This window comes from Microcoleus sp. S13_B4 (assembly GCF_036700885.1).
Taxonomy (GTDB): Bacteria; Cyanobacteriota; Cyanobacteriia; order Cyanobacteriales; family Microcoleaceae; genus Microcoleus.
The window spans coordinates 1-21,823 of the sequence record NZ_JAUBPU010000032.1 but is presented as its reverse complement, the minus strand read 5'-3'; the positions used below and the strand labels follow the sequence as shown (position 1 = coordinate 21,823).

General features: G+C 41.6%; 13 protein-coding genes. 11 read left to right on the top strand and 2 right to left on the bottom strand.

The genetic code is table 11. The annotated features are described in order from the left end of the window. The first annotated feature begins 811 nt into the window (after positions 1 to 811). Entirely contained in the window at positions 812 to 3,706 is a 2,895-nt protein-coding gene (locus tag QT994_RS17205; protein ID WP_333176415.1) for an ATP-binding protein, read from the top strand. Next, a complete protein-coding gene (locus tag QT994_RS17200; RefSeq protein WP_333176413.1) occupies positions 3,703 to 5,520 on the top strand; it encodes an EAL domain-containing protein in 1,818 nt (605 codons plus the stop codon). Before QT994_RS17205 ends, QT994_RS17200 begins: the two co-directional genes overlap by 4 nt. A gap of 34 nt (positions 5,521 to 5,554) precedes the next feature. Here the strand turns inward: QT994_RS17200 and QT994_RS17195 are convergent, their stop codons facing one another. Continuing rightward, positions 5,555 to 8,755 carry a PAS domain-containing protein gene (locus tag QT994_RS17195; RefSeq protein WP_333176411.1) on the bottom strand — a complete coding sequence of 1,067 codons (3,201 nt, stop codon included), beginning with the start codon at positions 8,753 to 8,755 and terminating at the stop codon, positions 5,555 to 5,557. 349 nt (positions 8,756 to 9,104) lie between these two features. Here QT994_RS17195 and QT994_RS17190 point away from each other — a divergent pair, with 349 nt between their 5' ends. Next, positions 9,105 to 10,490, top strand: a complete 1,386-nt coding sequence (locus QT994_RS17190) for a response regulator (protein ID WP_333176408.1) — start codon at positions 9,105 to 9,107, stop codon at positions 10,488 to 10,490. Positions 10,491 to 10,890: 400 nt separating this feature from the next. On the opposite strand, the gene QT994_RS17185 is transcribed toward QT994_RS17190, so the two are convergent. After that, positions 10,891 to 12,174 carry a glutamate-5-semialdehyde dehydrogenase gene (locus tag QT994_RS17185; protein WP_333176406.1) on the bottom strand — a complete coding sequence of 428 codons (1,284 nt, stop codon included), beginning with the start codon at positions 12,172 to 12,174 and terminating at the stop codon, positions 10,891 to 10,893. A gap of 219 nt (positions 12,175 to 12,393) precedes the next feature. On the opposite strand from QT994_RS17185, the gene QT994_RS17180 reads away from it, so the two are divergent. The 8 genes from QT994_RS17180 (at position 12,394) to QT994_RS17145 (ending at position 21,622) form a co-directional block, all read left to right on the top strand. Then, positions 12,394 to 14,118: a zinc metalloprotease HtpX gene (locus QT994_RS17180; RefSeq protein WP_333176404.1), complete on the top strand. Its 1,725-nt coding sequence runs from the start codon at positions 12,394 to 12,396 to the stop codon at positions 14,116 to 14,118. Positions 14,119 to 14,388: 270 nt separating this feature from the next. Then, positions 14,389 to 15,369: an SMP-30/gluconolactonase/LRE family protein gene (locus QT994_RS17175; RefSeq protein WP_333176402.1), complete on the top strand. Its 981-nt coding sequence runs from the start codon at positions 14,389 to 14,391 to the stop codon at positions 15,367 to 15,369. Between the two features lie 129 nt (positions 15,370 to 15,498). Next, entirely contained in the window at positions 15,499 to 17,238 is a 1,740-nt protein-coding gene (locus QT994_RS17170) for a hypothetical protein (protein ID WP_333176400.1), read from the top strand. Between the two features lie 68 nt (positions 17,239 to 17,306). Next, the gene (locus tag QT994_RS17165; RefSeq protein WP_333045569.1) at positions 17,307 to 17,429 is read left to right on the top strand and encodes a hypothetical protein; all 123 of its coding nucleotides are present in this window, start codon (positions 17,307 to 17,309) and stop codon (positions 17,427 to 17,429) included. 299 nt (positions 17,430 to 17,728) lie between these two features. Next, positions 17,729 to 19,189 (top strand): DUF1565 domain-containing protein, encoded by a 1,461-nt coding sequence (locus QT994_RS17160; protein WP_333176398.1) that lies wholly within the window; start codon positions 17,729 to 17,731, stop codon positions 19,187 to 19,189. 209 nt (positions 19,190 to 19,398) lie between these two features. Continuing rightward, positions 19,399 to 19,734 (top strand): photosystem II reaction center protein Psb28, encoded by a 336-nt coding sequence (psb28, locus tag QT994_RS17155; protein WP_333045566.1) that lies wholly within the window; start codon positions 19,399 to 19,401, stop codon positions 19,732 to 19,734. A 204-nt stretch (positions 19,735 to 19,938) separates the two neighbouring features. After that, positions 19,939 to 20,445 (top strand): MogA/MoaB family molybdenum cofactor biosynthesis protein, encoded by a 507-nt coding sequence (locus QT994_RS17150; RefSeq protein WP_333045565.1) that lies wholly within the window; start codon positions 19,939 to 19,941, stop codon positions 20,443 to 20,445. Between the two features lie 244 nt (positions 20,446 to 20,689). Continuing rightward, entirely contained in the window at positions 20,690 to 21,622 is a 933-nt protein-coding gene (locus tag QT994_RS17145; RefSeq protein ID WP_333176396.1) for a methylated-DNA--[protein]-cysteine S-methyltransferase, read from the top strand. The last annotated feature ends 201 nt before the right edge of the window (positions 21,623 to 21,823 follow it).

The following is a 21,823-nucleotide window of genomic DNA, read 5'->3' as shown; positions in this document are numbered from 1 at the left end:
TGTTTCTGCTGGCAATGACAACTTGAGTAATTTTACTCAATTCTGTCTGATCTGGAAATAGCGATCGCCTCTCCGGGCAGTTATACAAAATATAAATATTTTGTCAATGCGTAAGTCCTAGAAGTAAGATACTGGGGAGCGGTCTTTTCTGAGAGTGAGAAACAATTCTATACATAAATTCAAAAAATGTATTACTCTATGGTCTCGAAGAAGACAATATTTACCAAAGGTAGGAGTCTTCCGTAGAGAAGAGGATAGAAGAGTTATAGGACTAGAGTGTTTTGTAGGAATTTTAATGTAATGTAATAACCATGACATATATTAGCATCTTCGTTCAACTATAATACATATTGTTGGACCAAAGACAGCGTAAGATTGATATTAACCCAGTACCTGGACAAATTCTAAAAAAGCCTCCGCCAGTTAGTGGATGACTGCAACTCCCAAAGTTCCGTTAGGTCTGCTCTTGGTTCCACCAAGGTAAACGCATCTAATTTCTAAATTCCCATATATAGCGTTTGAGTAGAGACAAAAGCGCTACAGGTGGAAAAACCGTTTTCAATAAACAACAATAAAGCCAAGTCCGCAGTGCTAAAACCCCTCGTTATTGACAAGATGCGTTTACCCTGTTGGTTCGACCTTTTATCCTAAATATTTTTGGGGGTGTAGGAATAACGGGGTATGTCTCTTTACAGAATGGACAAATAGCTACTCAATAAATTGTCAAACTCCGCCATGAGGCTAGAATACAGATTGACAATTATCCTCCTATCCATTTAAAAATCAATCATTATCCATTACTTATTAAATTATGAACAAGCCCATACATCAGCACCTCACAGAACCCATAAATTTAATGGCGTTGTTGTTGATTTTTATATTTCCTTTTGCTCTGGTAGTATATCAATTAATGGCTGAAATTGATACAAAAATTGAATTCGCCCAAGAAGAAAAAGTCGGCTTGGCTTATAACTATCCGTTGAAAAATTTGCTTGTCGCTGTTATTGAACACCGCACGCAAGTTAATCAATATTTAAATGGGGACAAGTCTTTAGCCCCTGCGATCGCCACGGCAACAGAAAAGATCGAGACGGCAATCCAAAACCTCAATGCCGTGGAAAAACAGCTATCGCCCCAATTTAAAGCTAGCCCGCAATGGCTAGCGCTCAAAAATTCCATTAATGGCAACTGGCAGCAATTAAAAAAGCAAAAATTAAACTTATCTCCTACCCAAAGCTGGCAAGCACATACAACTGTTGTTAACGATATCCTCGATTTAATTGCCCACATTGGAGATGTTTCTAATCTCATTCTCGATCCATCTTTAGACAGTTATTATTTAATGGATACCGTTGTCACGCAGCTACCATTAACGATAGAGAATACGGCTCAAGCTAAAGATCTAGGTGCAAAGATAGCCACTCAACAAGCTAAACAAAAAATTGCAGACAGCGATCGAGCAAAACTTTTGATTATTCGGAGTTTAATAGCACCGCCTATCCAAGCAGTGCAAAGAGGCTTGCAAATTTCTGCTAATGCTAATCCGCAAATTCAGCGGCAGCTATCCACTAGCGTACGCGAAAATTTCAAGGATATCAAAAGATTTATTGACTTACTCGACAAAGATATCATTAATGCCAATACCATCAACTTACAGCCATTCGTATATACAGCTACAGCCACAACTGCCCTAGAGTCCCAATTAAAACTTTACGATACAGCTTTTCCACTTTTAGATCGTTTATTGGAACAGCGACTGAATCAGTTAGTTGGTAGAAAATATCAAATCATCGGGTTTGCACTGCTAGTATTAGCGGTAGTGACTTACATTTTTATAGCTTTTGTCAGCAACCGCAAAAAGCGCCTGCAATTTGAAAAAGAATTACAAGCTGCTGAAGCCAAATATCGGAGCATTTTTAACAATTCAATTAATGGAATTTTCCAAGTTACGCCAGCAGGGGAATATCTTAGCGCTAATCCAGCCTTGGCTGAAATTTATGGTTACAATTCTTCTGACCAATTAATTGGCAAATTAACCAATATTAAACAACAACTTTATGTAGATCCCAACCACCGAGAAGAATTCATAAAAATTATAAGCGATTGCGGCAGTGTTTCCGACTTTGAATCTCAGGTTTATCGCCGCGACGGTAGTATTATTTGGATTTCAGAAAATGCTCGCGCTATGTGTGATGAAAATGGCAATATTCTCTACTACGAAGGTACAGTAGAAGACATTACCGAATACAAACGTGCCGAACAAGAAATTTATGCCGCTAAAGAAGCCGCAGAAAATGCCAACCGGGCCAAAAGCGAGTTTCTGGCTAACATGAGTCACGAACTGCGAACCCCACTCAACGGGATCTTAGGCTATGCCCAAATCCTCAAGCGTTCTGTAAAACTAGGAGAACACGAACAAAATAGCATTGAAATTATCTACCAGTGCGGTTCTCACCTGCTAACTTTGATTAACGATATTCTCGATTTGTCTAAAATAGAAGCTCAGAAAATGGAACTCTACCCTACAGAATTTCATTTTCCCGCTTTTCTACAGGCCGTTGCCGAAATTTGTCGCATTCGCGCCGAACAAAAAAGTCTCAAATTTAGCTACCAACCCGATCCCGATTTACCCATTGCCATTCACGCCGACGAAAAACGCTTGCGACAAGCATTAATTAACCTTATTGGTAACGCCATCAAATTTACCAAAATAGGAGACATAAGTTTTAGTGTCAGTTTAATTGAAAAAAATATTAATTTTTCCCATCAAACTAGCTGTAAAATTCGCTTCAGTGTCAAAGATACAGGAGTAGGAATTAAACCCGAAGAAATCGCCAAAATATTTTTACCTTTTGAACAAGTTGGATCTCGCAAAAATCAAGCAGAAGGAACGGGATTAGGACTGGCAATTACTCAAAAAATTATTCAATTAATGGGTAGTACCATTCAAGTCACGAGTCAATTACAAATGGGCAGTATTTTTGGGTTTGATTTAGATTTATTAGAAGCCACAGAGTGGGTTAGTACAAGTTCTCAAACTGACAAAGGTAAAATTATTGGATTTAAAGGAAATCCCCAAAAAATTCTCGTGATTGACGATCGTTGGGAAAATCGATCGGTCATTGTTAATTTACTGACTCCTCTAGGATTTGAAGTAATAGAAGCGACTAACGGTAAACAAGGATTGAACATAGCAACTCAGGCTAAACCAGATTTAGTGATTACAGATTTAGTTATGCCAGAAATGGATGGATTTCAATTGATGGAATACTGGAAAACAAGCTTAGAATTAAAAGATATTAAAATAATTGTTTCTTCGGCAAGTGTTTTTGAAACAGACCAAAATCAAAGCTTACAAGCTGGAGCCGTTGATTTTTTAGCCAAACCAGTTCAAGCTGAAGAACTTTTAGAAAAGTTAGAACTTCATTTACAACTAGAATGGATTTATGAAGCTGCATCATTGATGCCTTCAGGAAGGAAACCCAATTACGATAAAATTGTTCCTCCTCCTCCAGAAGTATTAGATAAACTGTTTAATTTGGCTTTGCGAGGTAATTTGAAAGAGATTATAAAACAGACAAAAACTCTTGAAGAAACCGATCCAAAATATATATCATTTGCGTCAAAATTGCGGCAGTTAGCTAAAGAGTTTCAAGAGAAAAAAATCTTGGAAATGCTCACTCAATACAAGGAAATAAATTTATGAACAATTTAAATTCTTACTCAAATACAATTTTGGTAGTGGATGATGTCCCTGCTAATTTAGGAATATTAGCGGATTTCCTCACTGAAGCTAGTTTTGAGGTTTTGGTCGCTCAAGATGGAGAAAGTGCTATTCAAAAAATAAATTATGTGATTCCAGACATAATTTTATTAGATATAATGATGCCCGGAATAGACGGATTTGAAACTTATAAACGCTTGAAAGAAAACCCCTTATGGAGTCAAATTCCTGTAATTTTTATTACGGCTCTTTCTGAAACAGATAATGTTGTCAGAGGTTTATCTTTAGGAGCCGTAGATTATATTATTAAACCTTTTCAAAAAGAAGAGGTTTTAGCGAGAATTAAAACGCATTTAGATTTACGGCATTTAACTAAAGCTATTGAAGTTAAAAATCAGCATTTATCACAAGAAATTGCGGATCACGCCAAGGCTCGTGCAGACTTAAAACAGCTAAATCAAGAATTGGAAATACGAGTCAAAGAACGAACAGCAGAACTGTCTCAAACGCTGCAAGACTTGTACAGAAGTCAATCTCAATTGGAGCATAATGCCTTCCATGACTCCTTAACAGGTTTGCCAAATCGAGACTGGTTGATTAAGAAATTGCATGAGTTAATTGCAGCAAATACAAGTTATTCTGTTTTGTTTGTTGACTTAGATCGTTTTAAAATTATAAATGATAGCCTAGGACATTTAGCAGGAGACGAGCTACTTAAGTGCGTAGCTCAGCGGATGCAAGGGTGTTTAAAACCTTGCCAAATATCAACGCGAATGGGTGGGGATGAATTTGTTATTTTACTCGAAACAGAAACCGGAACTTTAGTCGCTCAAAAATTATTAGAACAGTTTAAGTTACCCTTTCATTTTAATGAATATGAAGCTATCGTAGAAGCGAGTATTGGTATAACTTCTAGTGCAATAAATTATCAACACCCGATGGATATCCTTAGAGATGTGGATATTGCGATGTATCGAGCCAAAAAGCAGGGAAGTGGTAACTATCAGGTTTTCGATCCGCAGATGCAAGCAGATGCGATCGCACGCCTCGAACTGGAGCAAGACTTGCGAAAAGCGATCTCTCAACAAGAATTTTGCTTGTACTATCAACCTATTGTTTCCCTCATTACTGAAGAAATTAAAGGTTTTGAAGCTTTAATCCGCTGGAATCATCCCAAAGGCATGATTTCACCCGATCAATTTATCCCTGTTGCTGAAGAAACAGGATTAATTAATCCTTTAGGTTGGTGGATTTTACGGGAAGCTTGCAGCCAGTTAAGACGTTGGCAAGAGGAATTGCCTGACCTGCCTTTGAAACTGAACGTTAACTTTTCTCCTATTCAATTCCAGCAAGTTAATTGCTTGGAAAAAATTGCAGAAATTTTACAACAAACTGGGATAAATAAAAACACTTTAAATATAGAAATTACTGAAAGTTGTCTATTAAAAACAACAAATTTTAACTTTGAATTTTTAAAAGCTATGGGGGTTGGTATATGTATCGATGATTTTTGTACTGGCTACTCTTCATTAAGTTTACTCAAAGAGTTGCCAATTGATACTTTAAAAATCGATCGTTCTTTTTTGCAAAACTTGGCTCTAAATCCCAACGATACAAGTTTAATTCAAACAATTATATTATTAGGTAGGAATTTAAATATGGAAATTGTTGCTGAAGGATTGGAAACTCAAGAACAAATACAAATTCTTCGAGAACTAGGATGTATTTTCGGACAAGGTTACTTTTTTTCTCGCCCCTTAGATAGTCATAACGCCACGCGGTTTATAGGCTTATAATTGAAATAATCTTGTGTTATTTTCCATCATCAATTTAATTTTTGTTATCTGCTTTGTAATCGTTAATTAATAACCGTAATTGTTTTTCCTGAAAGCTTGCAGCCAATTCACCTACCCGTTCGGCAAAGGGAATATATTTTGCATCCATTTTTTTTAACTGTTCAACTTGTTGAGTGACTGCTTTTAAATTACCTCTCATAACCAAATCGTATAAAATTACCAGTTCTTCATCTGGTGGAGGGACTAACAAAGAAGCTGAATCCGATCGCACGAATTGATTGACATTTTGATTGAGGTGAGGTGACTCTTGATATACCCAAGATATCCCTAAATGCTTTTGTAGCAATACAAATAACTCAGCCGCCTGTACGGGTTTGGGTAAAAAAGCATTTGCGCCCATATCTAAACTCTTATGCTGGTCAGCTTCAAACACGCTAGCTGAAGAAACGATAATGACTAAATCTTTAAACTTAGGTTGAGAGCGGAGACGGCTTACTAACTCGAAACCATCCATTTCTGGCATTACTAAATCAGTAATAATAGCATTAAAATGGCCACAATCGACTTGTTTTAAAGCTTCTTTGGCATTCGTAGCTTCTAGCACTTCAAAGCCAAGGGGTGCTAACAAATTAACCAGCACAGATCGATTTTCCCACTGATCGTCAACTGCGAGAATTTTCAGTTTAGTTCCTTGATAGCCATCGATCGCAGCTTGTAGCTGAATTGCCGATTCCCATTTACTAGCAGAAGGTAAATCTAAATCAAACCAAAATTGGCTGCCAGCATTTAACTGACTGTTAACTTGAATACTGCCACCCATCATTTCGATGATTTTTAAAGTAATTGCTAATCCCAAACCCGTTCCTTCTGACATCTTATCGGTATTGCCTACCTGTTCAAAAGGTTGAAAGATTTTCTGCATTTTCTCTTCGCCGATCCCCACTCCAGTATCTTCAATTTGAAAGCGGATAGAGTTGATGGCATTTAATTCATTAGGGTGAGTTTCTAAGGGTACTGATTTTATCAGTTGAACTTTGAAGGTGACGCCCCCTCGATCGGTAAATTTTACAGCATTACCTAAGAGATTAATTAAAATCTGCCTTAAGCGTTTTTCATCCCCTTGCACGTTGGTGGGTAAGGAAGAGTCAAATTGACAAATAAAACTGATGGCTTTTTGTTCCGATCTGAGGCGAAAGATTTGGCTGACATCTTCTAAAAATGCCCAAAAATGAAATTGCGTCGGGTAAAGTTCTATTTTTCTGGCTTCGATTTTAGAAAAGTCGAGGATGTCGTTAATTAAAGTGAGCAAATGAGAGCCACATTGATAAATAATTTTTAGACTATTTACCTCTTGATTGTCTAAGTTTTTTGAACGCATGAGGATTTGAGCGTAGCCTAAAACCCCGTTGAGGGGTGTGCGAAGTTCGTGGCTCATGTTTGCCAAAAATTCGCTTTTGGCTTTGTTCGCAGCGTCGGCAGCTTCCTTGGCTATTTGCAATTCTATTTCCGTTTGTTTGCGATCGGTAAGATCGGTGTGAGAGCCGACTAAACGTAGGGGTTGGCCTTCCCCATCTCGCTCGACAACCCGACCTCGCGATAGTATCCACCTGTAGCTACCGTTTTTGTGCCGCATCCGAAATTCCCAACTATAAGGTTCGTTACTTCCTCTTTTTAAATACTGTCCTAAAGAGTCTAATATCGGGTGTAAATCATCGGAGTGAATCAGTTCTTCCCAAGAGCTAAACTCGTTAGAAATTTCGCTGTCTTGATAGCCTAGCATGGCTTTCCATTGGGGTGAAAAATAGATAGCGTTTGTTTGGACTTGCCAGTCCCAGATGCCTTCATTAACGCTTTCTAGGGTTAATTGATACCTTTCTTCGCTTTGCCGGAGCGTCTCTTGTATCTGTTGGCGATCGCCCATTTCTTGCTCTAATGCTTGAGTTCTTTCTGCGACTTTTTGTTCTAAGGAGTGCGAATAATCTTCTAATTGTGCGTAGGACTGCTTGAGTTGCTGGCTCATTAAATTGAAAGAAGTCGCTAAAGCACTGATTTCTTTAACGGAGGAAGCCGTTACTTTTTGCTCGAAGTCGCCGTCAGCGATCGCGCTTGTGGCTTTACCCAAACGCCGAATCGGTCGGGCTATCCATTCAGAAGTCACAATTCCCAAAACAGTTGCCCAAAATAGTGCCAAAAAACATAATAAAATCGTGGTATGTTTACTCCAGTTAATTTGTTCCATAAAATCATTTTCTGGAACCGCAATTACAATTAACCAATCAATACCTTTACCATCTTGAAAAGGTACAACTTGTACGAATTGTTTTTGTTCGTTCACTAAAAAGTCTAACTGCTGAGAAGTTTTAATTTCATTAAGATTGTTGAATCGCTCTGTTAAATATTTTGCAGTAGCTTTGGTTAAAATATCTTTGCTGTCAGTGGCTGGAAATCTTTGCCTATTTCGGTATGGTTTTTCTGATGTGGAAGTTGCCACTAGCATTCCGCTTCGCTCGATAATAAAACTTTGTCCTGTTTTTCCAACTTTTAGAGTTTGCAAAAAATTCCCAATTAGGGATAAACGTAGAGTAGTTAACAAGACACCAGTAGCTTTTCCATTTTTATCAAAAACTGGTTGCCCTGCGGTCATTATAGGGGTGATAATAATTTCCCCAAAATGTATTTTTGTCCAGCTAGGTTTGCCAGCTTTTATGCTTTCTTTGTAAGCTATAATTCTTCGGGGATCGAAATTTTTAACCACTTTGATTAATTTTATTCTTTCTCCTTGACTACCAGCCAAATACATGAATACTTGGTTCGGCTTGGTTGGAATTGTTGCTTGAATGACGAGCTTTTTTTCATCGTTACTAATAATAGATACACCTTTCCCTTTTTCATTGATAATTGTCAGACCATCTACGCTATTAAAGCGATTTTTTTGTAGCCAAAAATGACGCTCCCATACTGTCAGGTTGTCTAGGCTAAATTGACCAACACTAATAGCATCTGCATTAATTTGATTAACTAAATGGGGAACCGCTAGATAGGTATGCAAATTCTGGTCAATTCTCGTGGCAATTTCACGGCGCAACTGTGTCGTTACATCATTCACAGCTTTCTGTCCATTTTGTAACGAAAAATATCCGGTTAACCCTACGGCTGTAAAGATTTGTAAAACAAAAGGAACAATTAAGACATGGCGTAGCGGCATTTTCTGGAACTTAGCAACATTTGTACGCATAACTTTTTAGGAAAAATGTATTTGTCTATACTATAGAGCCATAGAATATTCACCAGACGTAGGACTCTTCTGTAGAGAAAGGGATAGGAAAGCCATAAGACTAGAGTGCGTTACAAAAACTTTACGTTAAAATAAAAAAGATTACATTGGTTAGCATCCTCGTTGAACTATAATATGATGATACACCAATGGGGAGAAGGTTAATTTTTCCCTACCCCTAGATGGTCAGAACGTCACGCAGCTTATAATTGAAAAATCCTGTTGCAGATTGGCTCTGCCAACTGGCAGATTAGATAGTCAGGACGCCACGCGGCCTATAATTACAAACCAAGGAGAAGGCTAAAGCTTTATGAATAATTTATCTTTCTCAAAAAACACCCTCTTAATTGTCGATGATAATCCTACAAACTTAGGTGTTATATTTAACGTTTTAGATGAGGCAGGACTAGAAGTTTTAGTAGCTCAAGATGGAGAAAGTGCGCTGCAAAAAATAGAATATGTCACCCCCGATTTAATTTTATTAGATATAATGATGCCGGGAATTGACGGATTTGAAACGTGTTCTCGACTGAAAAGTAACCCGTCAACTTCAGGAATCCCGATCATTTTTATGACGGCTCTTGGCAACACCGATCAAAAAGTCAAAGGTTTGAGCCTTGGGGCTGTAGATTATATCACTAAACCCTTTCAAAAAGAAGAAGTATTAGCTCGAATTCAAGTTCATTTAGAGTTGCGAAACTTGACCAAAGATCTGGCAAGCAAAAATCAATTGCTCCAAGAAAAAATTGAAGAAAAAACGACTTTAGAAACAACTTTACAACAATTGAATCAAGAATTAGAAAAACGAGTTGAAGACCGAACCTCTGAACTAAAACAAGCTCTACAGACTATACAACAAGCTCAACTCCAATTAATCCAAAGCGAAAAAATGTCTACCCTCGGTCAATTAGTGGCTGGAGTGGCTCATGAAATTAATAATCCAGTAGGCTTTATCAAGGGAAACCTGACTCATGCTGAAACTTATATTCAAGATTTATTAGAAATTGTTGATCTTTATCAGCAACAGTTTCCCTCTCCAGGTGCAGCGATTGCAACTCGTGCCGAAGAAGTGGATTTAGAGTATCTCATACAAGACTTACCCGACCTTATTTCATCCATGAAAGTGGGTGTAGAACGGATTCGTCAAATTAGTGTATCTTTAAGAACTTTTTCCCGCGCTGATAGTACATCAAAAGTAGAAGCTAACCTGCATGAAGGGATTGACAGTGCATTACTAATTCTACAACATCGATTAAAAGCAAATGATACACGTCCAAAAATAGAAGTCGTTAAAGAATATGGAAATTTACCTCTAGTACCGTGTTACCCCGGACAGCTAAATCAGGTATTTATTAACATTATTGCTAATGCCATTGATGTTTTAGAAGATTCTCTTCAAAAGCAAAACTTGGAAGAAATTAAAGTAAATCCAAGACAAATTATGATTGACACGGAAGTGGACCGCCATCGAAATATCGCCATTATTCACATTAAAGATAACGGTTTGGGAATGCCGGAAGAGGTATGCACTAAAATATTTGATTATCTATTTACAACCAAGCCAGCAGAAAAAGGTACGGGACTGGGTTTATCGATTAGCCATCAGATTGTTGTAGAAAAACATTGTGGTCAACTGAGTTGCTTTTCAGAACAGGGTGTTGGGACAGAGTTCATTATTGAAATTCCTTTAGCCTGAAGGGAGAGCCTAGGAATTAACGAATTTATTGGAGACTAAACCGACAGAGCAGGGAACGTCTCTACTCGGTCAATGAGACCCTTCATTTAGACCCGCTATATAGCGGTTCAAAGCAGGATTTATCAACGCCCTTGGAGAAAAGATGATTTTCATCCCCGCAGTTCCCCCAGCCAGTCAATAAAAATTAAGAGAAGCCGCTAGGACTTACACATTGACAAAATGTTTATATTTTGTATAACTGCCCCTAGAGGCGATCGCTATTTCCAGAGCAGACAGAATTCAGTAAAATTACTCAAGTTGTCATTGGTAGCATAAACATTAGACATCTCCCCAAAAGCTGAATCACCTACTGGGACAAAATTGTGCAGAATATGCACAGCCAGTTGACTTCACCTCGATTTTACAAATCCCGATGAGTAAACTCCTTCGCATCCTTCCCTACATAACTAGCGGCAACATGGCCATCTCCAACAACTCGATACTTATAGGTAATCAACCCTTCTAAACCAACAGGCCCGCGAGGCGGCATTTGCTGCGTGCTAATCCCCACTTCTGCACCGAAACCGTAGCGGAAACCGTCGGCAAATCTAGTCGAACAATTGTGATAAACTCCGGCCGCATCTACTCCATTTAAAAATGTCTCGGCGGTTTCGCTATCTTCGGTAACAATGACATCTGTATGTCTGGAACCGTAAGTATTGATATGGCTAATTGCCTCTTCTACAGAATCTACTATTTTGATAGACAAAATCAAATCGCTGTATTCTGTAGACCAATCCGCTTCATTTGCTTCGGCAATATTTTCGAGGATGGCGCGAGTTTTTTCGTCTCCCCGCAATTCGACTTTTTTCTGCTGCAAAGCTGCGGCCACAGCGGGCAGGAATTTAGGGGCGATCGCACTGTGAACTAATAAAGTTTCAATGGCATTGCAGGCGGCTGGATACTGAGTTTTTGCATCTACAGAAATCTCTACTGCTTTCTGAATATCCGCTGCTTTGTCTGCGTACAAATGACAAATTCCGTCGGCGTGTCCCAACACGGGAATGCGCGTATTTTCCTGCACGAACCGCACGAAGGAATTAGAACCTCGGGGAATAATCAAATCTACATATTCATCCATTTTGAGCAGTTCGATTGTTTCTTCCCGCGTGGTTAGCAACTGCACGACTTCTGGATTAACCGCAGTTTCTGCTAATGCTTGATGTATCACTTTTGTCAATATTTCGCAGGAGCGAACAGCCTCTTTGCCGCCTTTGAGAATGACGCCGTTTCCTGATTTGATTGCCAAGGATACTATCTGAATTAACGCCTCTGGGCGCGCTTCAAAAATAATGCCTAAAACGCCCAAAGGACAGGTGATGCGCTTCAGAATTAATCCTGTATCCAATTCACGGTGGATTTGCACGGAACCTACGGGATCTGGGAGTTTCGCAACATCTCGCACGCCTGCGATCGCACTTTTCAACTTGCTCTCATCCAACTTGAGGCGATCGTACAGCGGTTTCGCAATTCCATCCGCCTGGGCCGCCTTGCAATCAGCCGCATTCGCCGCCACAATATCCGGCGCAGCAGCTTCTAAAGCTTTCGCTATAGCTTCTATAGCTTGATTTTTGGCATTAGCGGACAAAACTGCCAATTTTCTAGCAGATACGCGCGTTTTTTGGGCAATTTCAATAATAGACATGGCTGTAACTTTTAAATAGTTTTGATTGTTGGGTTTTGAGTTTTGAATTGAATCCCCAGAAATAAATTTAGGGGCGGTTTTGAGTTTTAACAATTTTCAAGGAAATTCTATATTTTTGTTGAGACCCCTTACAGCAATCCTCATTAACAGGTTAAAACAGTGAAGTATAGATAAAATCCCACGGTCATTTCCATTTGTCAATAACCTTTGGAGAGTATTATGTCATCTCACGCCCCTTTACGCAAGGCAGGGCGATCCGCCAAACCCGGCATTAAACTGATACAGAAAACAGGCGGAAATCTCGTTTTAGCTTCCGGCGTCACCATCAGCCTCCTGTTTGGTATGGTGTTAGCGCTATCTTTAGCCTCTGTTTTGATTCTCAACAGTCCCGATCCAGTCGCCGGATTGGCGATCGCACTTCCAATAACTCTGATTTTTAACATTGCTGCTTTTTTCCTATCGCCTTACTTGATGGACTTAAGCCAAAATTGGCTATACCATACTCGCTGGGTTTCCCTAGCAGAAATTGAAAGCCTAAGTCCCGAAACAGCGAAAGTTATTAAGAAAGTTTGCAAGCAGAAAAAACTCCAGCAGCCTCGTTTAGGAATTATCGACGACCAAAACCCTACTGCTTTTACTTACGGTTCATTTCCCAACAGCGCTCGCTTAGTCGTCAGTCAAGGTCTTTTTACCTATTTAGACGACGAAGAAATTGCCACTGTTTACGCCCACGAGCTCGGTCACATCGTCCACTGGGACTTTGCAGTAATGACTTTAGCTTCGACTTTGGTGCAGATTACTTATTTAATTTACACTACAGCTCAAAGGATGGGTCGAAGTGGTGGCCACAAAGCTAAAGATGCGGCGGGTAGTGTAGCTGCTGTTGCTTATTTGTTTTACATCGCCGGCACTTATTTATTGCTGTATTTGTCGCGGACGCGAGAATATTTTGCCGATCATTTTGCCGCCGAAACTACTGGCAACCCCAATGCTTTGTCTCGCGCTTTGGTAAAAATTGCTTACGGTATTTTGGAAGAAGGACAAAGAGCCACCGAACCCAGCCGCTTATTAGAAGGAACTCGCGCTTTAGGCATTTACGATGCCAAAGCTGCCACATCTACCGGTACCGCTTACCGAATTACTTCGGAACCAGCAAAAATTGGGCGAGTGTTTCTGTGGGATATGTTTAATCCGTGGGGTTGGTGGATGGAGTTGAACTCTACTCACCCGCTGACTGGTAAACGAGTTCGCGCTTTGAGCACTTATGCCGAACAATTAGGCTTGGATATTGAGTTTGACATGGGCCGGATTGTCGGCGAAGGCAACGATTTGAGCAAGCGGAGATTGTACGGCAATTTTGTCTTCGATTTACTGCTGTACAGTGCAGAAACTCTGGGCTTAGCGGTGGGTTTTGCGATCGGCATTTCCCTGTATGCTGTAAACCCGATGATGATGGTTGCTTGTCCTTTAATCGCTTTGGGTGCAGGAATTTTGCTGAAGACTTTGGTGATGTTCCCCAATTACGAACAAGCAGAACACTTGGATGTTTTAACCTTAATGTCTGACCCTTACGCAAGTCCTTTGCGGGGTCAACCGGCGCAACTACAAGGGGAATTAATTGGTCGCGGCGATGCCGGTTATGCGTTTGGTTCTGATTTTAAATTGCAAGATAGAACGGGAATGATTTATCTGCGGTATGCTTCTCGTTTTGGGCCAATTGGCAATTTTATGTTTGGCATGAAACGGGTTAAAAGTTTGATTGGAATGGATGTTAGCACTTTGGGTTGGTTCCGCCGGGGTGTTGCACCTTGGATGGATTTGATTCAGCTTGAAAGCGATAGCGGTACGACGGTTAAGAGTTATCACCGCTTCTGGTCTGTTGTGATGGCTATAGGGGTGATCGCGATCGGTATTGCGGTGCTTTTTGTTTCATTTCCAGCTTAACAGTTGACAGGTAAAACGTTTTAACTTAAATATAATTAAGCTCGAAAATGCGAGCTTCTTTTTTTTGTTGCATACGGTACTATGGAACTTAATACCGCTCTCAATTATCTTTTTTTTCGCTCAAAAGAGTGAGTTTACCAACCGCTTTAAATGTGTTAGCCAAGGGGCGTGATACCGCTCTTGTAGCAAAAAAAAAAGAAGAAAGGAAGAAGTAAAGAAGGAGATAGGTAATCTTAGGGTTGGAAGGAAGTAATTCAGTTGTGAGAAAACATGACTCTAAAAATTGCTACAATTAGTTTATTCTTGATAGTATTAACTTTAGCAGTCAACAACCCCAACCAGAAAGTCAGGGGTAACTTAACAAAGTTGACCGCCCAAACGGAAAACCAGGACAAAAAAAACACCGTGCAAGATATTCTCGATGAAAGCGCAAAATTAGAAAAAATAGCTGGGGATTTCCAATTTATAGAAGGCCCGATTTGGCATCCAGACGGCTTTTTGCTGTTCAGTGATATTCCCGCCAATATTATCTATAAGTTCGGCTCAAATCAGAAAGTTGAGGTATTTCGTCGCCCTTCGGGAAAAGCCAACGGCAATACTTTAGACAAAGAAAACCGCTTACTTACTGCCGAACACGAAAATCGCCGCGTATCCCGCACAGAAAAAGACGGCCAAGTTATCACCTTGGCGGATAGATATGAGGGGAAAAGGCTCAACAGTCCGAACGATTTGGTCGTTAAATCCGACGGCAGCATTTATTTTACCGATCCGTCCTACGGTGTTACTAAAGAGCAGGAAGAATTGGGTTTTTACGGTGTTTACAGGCTGGCATCCGACGGGCAATTAACTCTGCTGGTTAAGGATTTGGTGCTACCGAATGGCATCGCCTTTTCACCAGACGAGCAAAAGCTTTATGTCAACAATTCGGAAGCGGGATACATTGCTGTTTTCGATGTAAAACCGGACGGAACTGTTACAAATGAGCGGCTTTTTGCGGATTTAAAAGACGCCAGTCAAGGCGGAGTTCCCGACGGTTTAAAAGTTGATTTAGAGGGGAATGTTTACAGCACCGGGCCGGGGGGAGTGTGGATTTTATCACCGGATGGCAAGCTTTTGGGGAGGATTCCTGTGCCTGAGACGGCGACTAATTTGGCTTGGGGAGAAAGCGATCGCAAAACGCTTTATATTACGGCAAATACAAGTCTGTATCGGATTCGCCTTAAAATTGCGGGCGTGCGGCCGGGCAAATAATCTCAAATCGGGCGACGTTGAAAGTAAAGTAAAGTGGTTTTTATTAGGGGTAATTAGCCGGGCATGATATAGTCGTAGGTTTGAGAATCACTCCTTCCCGATTCTTTAATCTCACATCTGCAATCTCAAATGGTATTAATAGCTCGGTTACACAAATTTCTAACTGCTACAGTCGATCGCACATCCCGATCGCAAACAATATTTTGGTTGACTCTGAGCTTGACATTTGCCGCAGTTTATGCTATTTTAGGACTCAAGCAAGTCTTTAGCGCCGAGTATATGGTGCAAGACGATGCGAGGCAGCACGTTTTCTGGATGATGCGGTTTGTCGATCCTGAATTATTCCCCAACGATTTCATTGCTAATTACTTTCAATCAGTCGCCCCCGCAGGATACAGCACACTCTACAAATTAGCAGCAACAGTTGGCATTCACCCACTATTTTTTCACAAGATATTGCCGCTATTTCTCGGCTTAATCTCCACTTATTACTGTTTTGGCTTGTGTCTAGAAATGTTGCCAGTCCCGATGACTGGATTTATTGCATCTTTGCTGCTAAATCAGCATATGTGGATGACTGATGATTTGGCTTCCACAACGCCAAGAGCTTTTATCTATCCGATATTTCTGGCTTTTTTATATTATTTGTCGCGCACTTCATTGCTGCCGTGTTTGGGGGCGATCGCACTTATCGGACTATTCTATCCTCCTTACGCCTTGGTTGCTGCCGGAATTTTAGTTCTGCGGCTGCTATCCTGGAAAAACGGCGGTTGGCGCTTGTCGGGCGATCGAACTAATTATCTATTTTGCACTACAGGTTTGGGAGTAATCTTTTTAGTAATGCTTCCCTATGCCTTAGATAACTCTGAATTTGGCCCAACTTATACCGCAGCAGAAGCCAAGCAAATGAGCGAATTTGCACCCGGCGGCAGAAATGCTTTTTTTCGTCCAAATCCCAAAGATTATTGGTTGACAGGGCGGGGCAGCGGGATGTTTCCAAAGTCGCTGTTTACGCCTGTAACTCACTGTGTCGGATTGCTATTTCCGCTGCTGCTGTTTTTGCGATCGGCTTTTCCCTTAGCCAATCAGATTCAAAGCAAAATCTGGCTTTTGCTTCAGCTATTTTTAGCATCCTCGGCGATGTTTTTCGCGGCTCACGCTACCATTTTTAAGTTGTATCAACCAGGTCGCTATACTGCCTACAGCTTGCGATTTATTGTGGTTTTTATAAGTGCGATAGTCCTAACTTTAATTATCGATAGAGTCGGTCATTGGGCATCAAAAACTGCAACAACATTTGATTTAAAAAATCTAGTTGCACTAATTACGACAGCAACCATAGCTATCGCTGTTGTCCTTTATCCCTGCTTTGTCGAAAAATTTCCCACAGCCGGGTATGTAGAAGGTGAAATGCCGGCTTTGTACAAATTCTTTGAACAACAACCTAAAGATATCCTGATTGCTTCAATCGCGGCAGAGACGGACGATTTGCCAACATTTAGTCAGCGATCGGTTTTGGTGGCAAAGGAGTATGCAGTGCCTTATCAGAAAGGCTACTATAGCAAATTTAGGCAGCGAGTGAGCGATTTAATTCGCGCTCAATACACTCCGGATCGAGCTGTGTTGCAAAATTTCATTAATCAATATGGAGTTGATTTTTGGATGATCGAGCGCAAGGCGTTGACTCTTGATTATGTAGAGGAGTACGGGTGGCTAAATCAATTTGATTCTACACCGGAGGCGATGCTTTATCTCAAACAAGGGAAAATTCCCGCCTTAGCTTCAGCAATGACAAGTTGTGCTGTTTTTCAGAATGAATTTGTAGTGGTTTTGGATGCGTCTTGTATTGTAAAATTGACCGGGAATTAAGAGGCAGCAGATCCAGAAATAAATCCGTTACTATCCTCTGACTGGGAACCAGAAAAAAATCTGGTTTCATGACTAAAAATCTCGGTTTTCCGGTTGAAGCGGAGGCAAAAAAAACGGTTTGCGACCCTAAAATTAGTAGTTTAGTGATTTGTAGGGACAATCCCGCAGCAGTGGCCACTGCTGATGAGTAAGGTGGCGGATATGGTGCAATTAAATAATCTCCTCAAAGGTGAATATAGATCCGGGGTCTGCTTGGTAGACAATGAAAATTCCACAAAAGCAATACTCCGGACAGTTTTTGGAACGATACTACAAGCTTTACAGGGCAAGGATCATAAAAAAGCCGAATTAAATGTAAGTCAGGGGTGGAGCTGACATTGATTTAATTATCCACAGTGGCTCAAAGTCTTAGAGTATAAGCCATTGGGCAATATAAAAACTGTCCGGACTATTGAAAAGCTCGATCGCAAATTATCTCTTGGGCAAAAACATGACAACACTTTACGTCAACCCAGCAACAGGCAGCGATTCCGCAGTCGGCAGCCAATCAGCCCCATTCAAAACTATAGCCCGCGCGATCGCCCGCGCTGCATCGGGAACTACGATTCAGTTAGCACCGGGAACTTACAGCGCAGCTAGTGGCGAAAAATTCCCCTTGGAAATTCCATCGGGAGTAAAAGTTATTGGTAATGAAGCTAACAAAGGTAGAGGCATTCTGATTCAAGGCAGCGGCAAATTTGTCAGTCCCACCGCTGCGGATCAAAATATCACTATGCTGCTAGCAACTAATTCGGAATTGCGCGGAGTAACTGTCACTAATCTCGATAGTCGCGGCACGGGAGTCTGGATAGAGTCAACTTCTCCGACTGTGGCTAACTGCACTTTCACTCAATGCAAGCGCGAAGGCATTTTTGCCACGGGAACCGCTAATCCTGCGATTCTCGACAACATATTTATGGAAAACTCAGCGGCTGGGGTAATTACGGCGGGAACTGCTAAAGGAGCAATACGGCGCAATCTTTTTCAAAAGACGGGTTTTGGAATTTCTCTGCAAGCTCAGTCGGCTCCTTTGATTGCTGATAACCAAATTTTGGAAAATCGCTCCGGTATAGTTTTAGCAGGAGAATCTAAGCCGATTTTACGCAATAATCGCATTGAAAAAAATACCGAATACGGTTTGACTGCGGGGGGGAAGTCGCTGCCAGATATGGGTAATCCTCAAGATTTGGGCGGAAATATTTTTATGAATAACGGTGAATTAGACTTGGAAAATGCGACTGGGGTTAAGATTTCTGCCGTGGGGAATCAACTCAATTCTTCGCGGGTGAAAGGTTTATTTGATTTGGGCAATGTGACGCCAACTCCGACTCCTGGCGGGCTAAAGTTCAGCGACATCAGCACGCATTGGGCTCAGGATTTTATCGATTGCTTGGCAAAGATGAATATTGTTAGCGGGTTTCCTAACGGCACTTTTCAACCTTACGAGATTGTAACTAGAGCTCAGTATGCGGCTATGTTGGCGAAGGCGTTTGAATTGATGCCGCGCCGTGAGGCGACGGTTTTTAAGGATGTGGCGGCGGATTTTTGGGCGCAGGGAGCGATCGACCAAGCTAATCGAGCTGGCTTTTTGGCTGGATATCCAGACAGCACGTTTCGCCCGGAGCAGAATTTGACTAGAGTTCAGGCGATCGTATCTTTGGTAAACGGGTTGCAGTTGGCGGGCGGCAACCCCAATTCTTTAAGCGTTTATGTCGATCGAGCTCAGATTCCCAGTTTTGCCACCGACGAGATAGCAACCGCCACAGAGCGCAAAATCGTGGTCAACTATCCCGCGCGCGAAAAGCTTTCCCCCGCCCACGACATCACCCGTGGCGAGATATCCGCCCTCATCTACCAAACTCTGGTAGCGACAAAGCGAGCCGAGGCCATTAACTCTCTTTACATCGTCTAAGGGAACTGGGAGACAAGGGAGAGGAGAACTTGGGGTACAAAGAACCAACCCATCTCCCCTCGCCCTTGTCTCCGATTCCCCCACTCTCCCCCACTCTCGCCCGCTCTCACCCACTCCCACTCTCCCAAGTCTTGATTTGGGAGTACCCGAATCGTTTTATGATTAAACATTAAGAAATTAAGCAATCCTTAAGGTTCGAGTGTCAGATTATGGCTAAAATTCAATTCTCTCGGGGTATAGACGAAGATGCTGTACCCGAAGTGCGCCTAACCCGTTCTAAAACGGGAGCTCAAGGCACTGCCACGTTTATCTTTGAAAATCCCAAAGCTCTCAGCAGCACCAGTACCGAAGACATTACTGGAATGTACATGATCGACGAAGAAGGTGAAATCCTCACTCGCGAGGTTAAGGCTAAGTTCATCAACGGTCAGCCTGCGGGTTTGGAAGCTCTTTATCTAATGAAAAGTCCCGAAGAATGGGATCGATTTATGCGTTTTATGGAACGATACTCGGAAGCAAACGGCTTAGGATTTAGCAAGGCATAATTGATGGGGAATAGGGCATGGGGCATGGGGCATGGGGCATGGGGCATTGGTTATTGGTTATTGGTTATTGGTTATTAGTTATTTGATAATAACTAATAACTAATAACGAACAAATCACAACTAACTAATTGACTTCCTCCCTCTTCCCTTTTCCTGATTCCCTCTTCCTTTTTGCTTCTTCCTTTTTCCTTCAACATCTGTTATATGACGCAAATTCCTCACCCCGACTTATCTACAATAACCGTAAATTGCGCTATCATTACTGTTAGCGACACGCGCTCGGCTGAAACAGACAATAGTGGCTTGTTAACTAAGAAGCTGCTAAAAGATGCGGGTCACTCTGTGGTAGCTTACACTGTTGTTAAAGATGATGCGGCCAAAATTGTATTGCAAATGCAGGCGTTTTCCCAGCGTGAAGATGTGGATGCAATCATTTTTAACGGCGGCACGGGCATCGCTCCGCGAGATACGACTTATGATGTGATGGAGAGTTTGCTAGACAGGATTTTACCGGGATTTGGTGAGATATTTCGGTTTTTGAGCTATCAAGAAATTGGTTCAAGGGCGATCGCCTCTCGGGCCGTTGCAGGCGTGTATCAAGGCAAGTTAGTCTTTTCCCTTCCGGGCTCTAGCAATGGTGTGAAACTAGCTGTGGAAAAGCTAATTTTACCTGAATTAGTTCACTTGGTGACGCAGTTGCGCGGAGGGTGAGGGCCAAAGTTCGGTTAATTGATTGACCGAAAGAAATTTAGTTACAAGTCGCCCGAGGCATCCGTGGAGCGAGAAAAAAGCTTTGAAGCCTCATCGCAAGCCCCCAGGTTTAGCAAGGATGTCGCTTTCTTCAATCTAAAATCGACTGACTGCATTCACCGCAAGAAACGGGTGGCTTTGAGCCAACTCTATGGCTAAAGTAAGGAAACATCAAAATTCCCTTGATTTAGACTAGATGATTTCGATGCAGAATGCGAGTGTCTATGCTAGCGAAGATTATCACCGGATTGCTCGGGCGATCGCCTTTATGCGACAACACCACCTAAACCAGCCCAATCTGGCAACTGTGGCCCAACACATAGGACTGAGTGAATATCATTTTCAGCGGCTATTTACTCAATGGGCCGGCATTAGCCCCAAGCGGTTTTTGCAATATCTGACAGTTGAATATGCCAAGTCAAAAATCACTCAGACTAAAAGCCTTCTAGACCTAACATTGGACGTAAGACTATCGAGTCCCGGACGATTACACGATTTATTTGTCACGTTGGAAGCAATGTCACCAGGGGAGTTCAAAGCAGGCGGAGCAGGTTTACAAATTCGCTATGGTATTCATGATACCCCTTTTGGTAAATCACTAATTGCTACAACGGCCCGTGGTATTTGTAATCTTTATTTCTTGGAGACAACAGACGAACAAACCGCTGCACAAAGACTGCGATTGGCATGGAAAAACGCTGAAATTATCCGCGATGAGCAAGCCACTCAATCATTGCGTGACCTGATTTTCACTTCAGAAACTCTCAACGCTCAAAAACCACTAACGCTCTTACTAAAAGGCACTAACTTTCAGATCCAAGTTTGGCGAGCACTTTTGAAATTGCCATTTGGGGCGATCGCCACCTATCAGACCATAGCTCAAATGGTAGCACGCCCAACTGCTGCTAGAGCTGTAGGAAATGCGATCGGTAAAAATCCGATCGGCTATCTAATTCCATGTCACCGAGTCATTCGAGAATCTGGAGAACTCGGTGGCTATGGCTGGGGAGTAGAGCGTAAAACAGTCATGTTAGGTTGGGAAGCTAGCCGTACCATCTGCGGAACCACCCTCGCAGGAATAGAGCGATCAAACGGTATCAATCACCCGCCGCAGACTACCTCCGAACCCAACAAATAACCTCTGTGCAATCGGGTGCATAAGCGTTCTTGTGCTGCGTCGCCCAGCGAACTTTTAAGAACCTCCGACTTCAATCACTTCCCCCGAAGTAATGATCTTCAACACCTTACGATCATCTGTTATTACTGAGATCTTGCACCATTCTCAATTAGCCATACTGCCAACCACTAACAGTGATGTCAAAACCCTGCTGACGAGCTA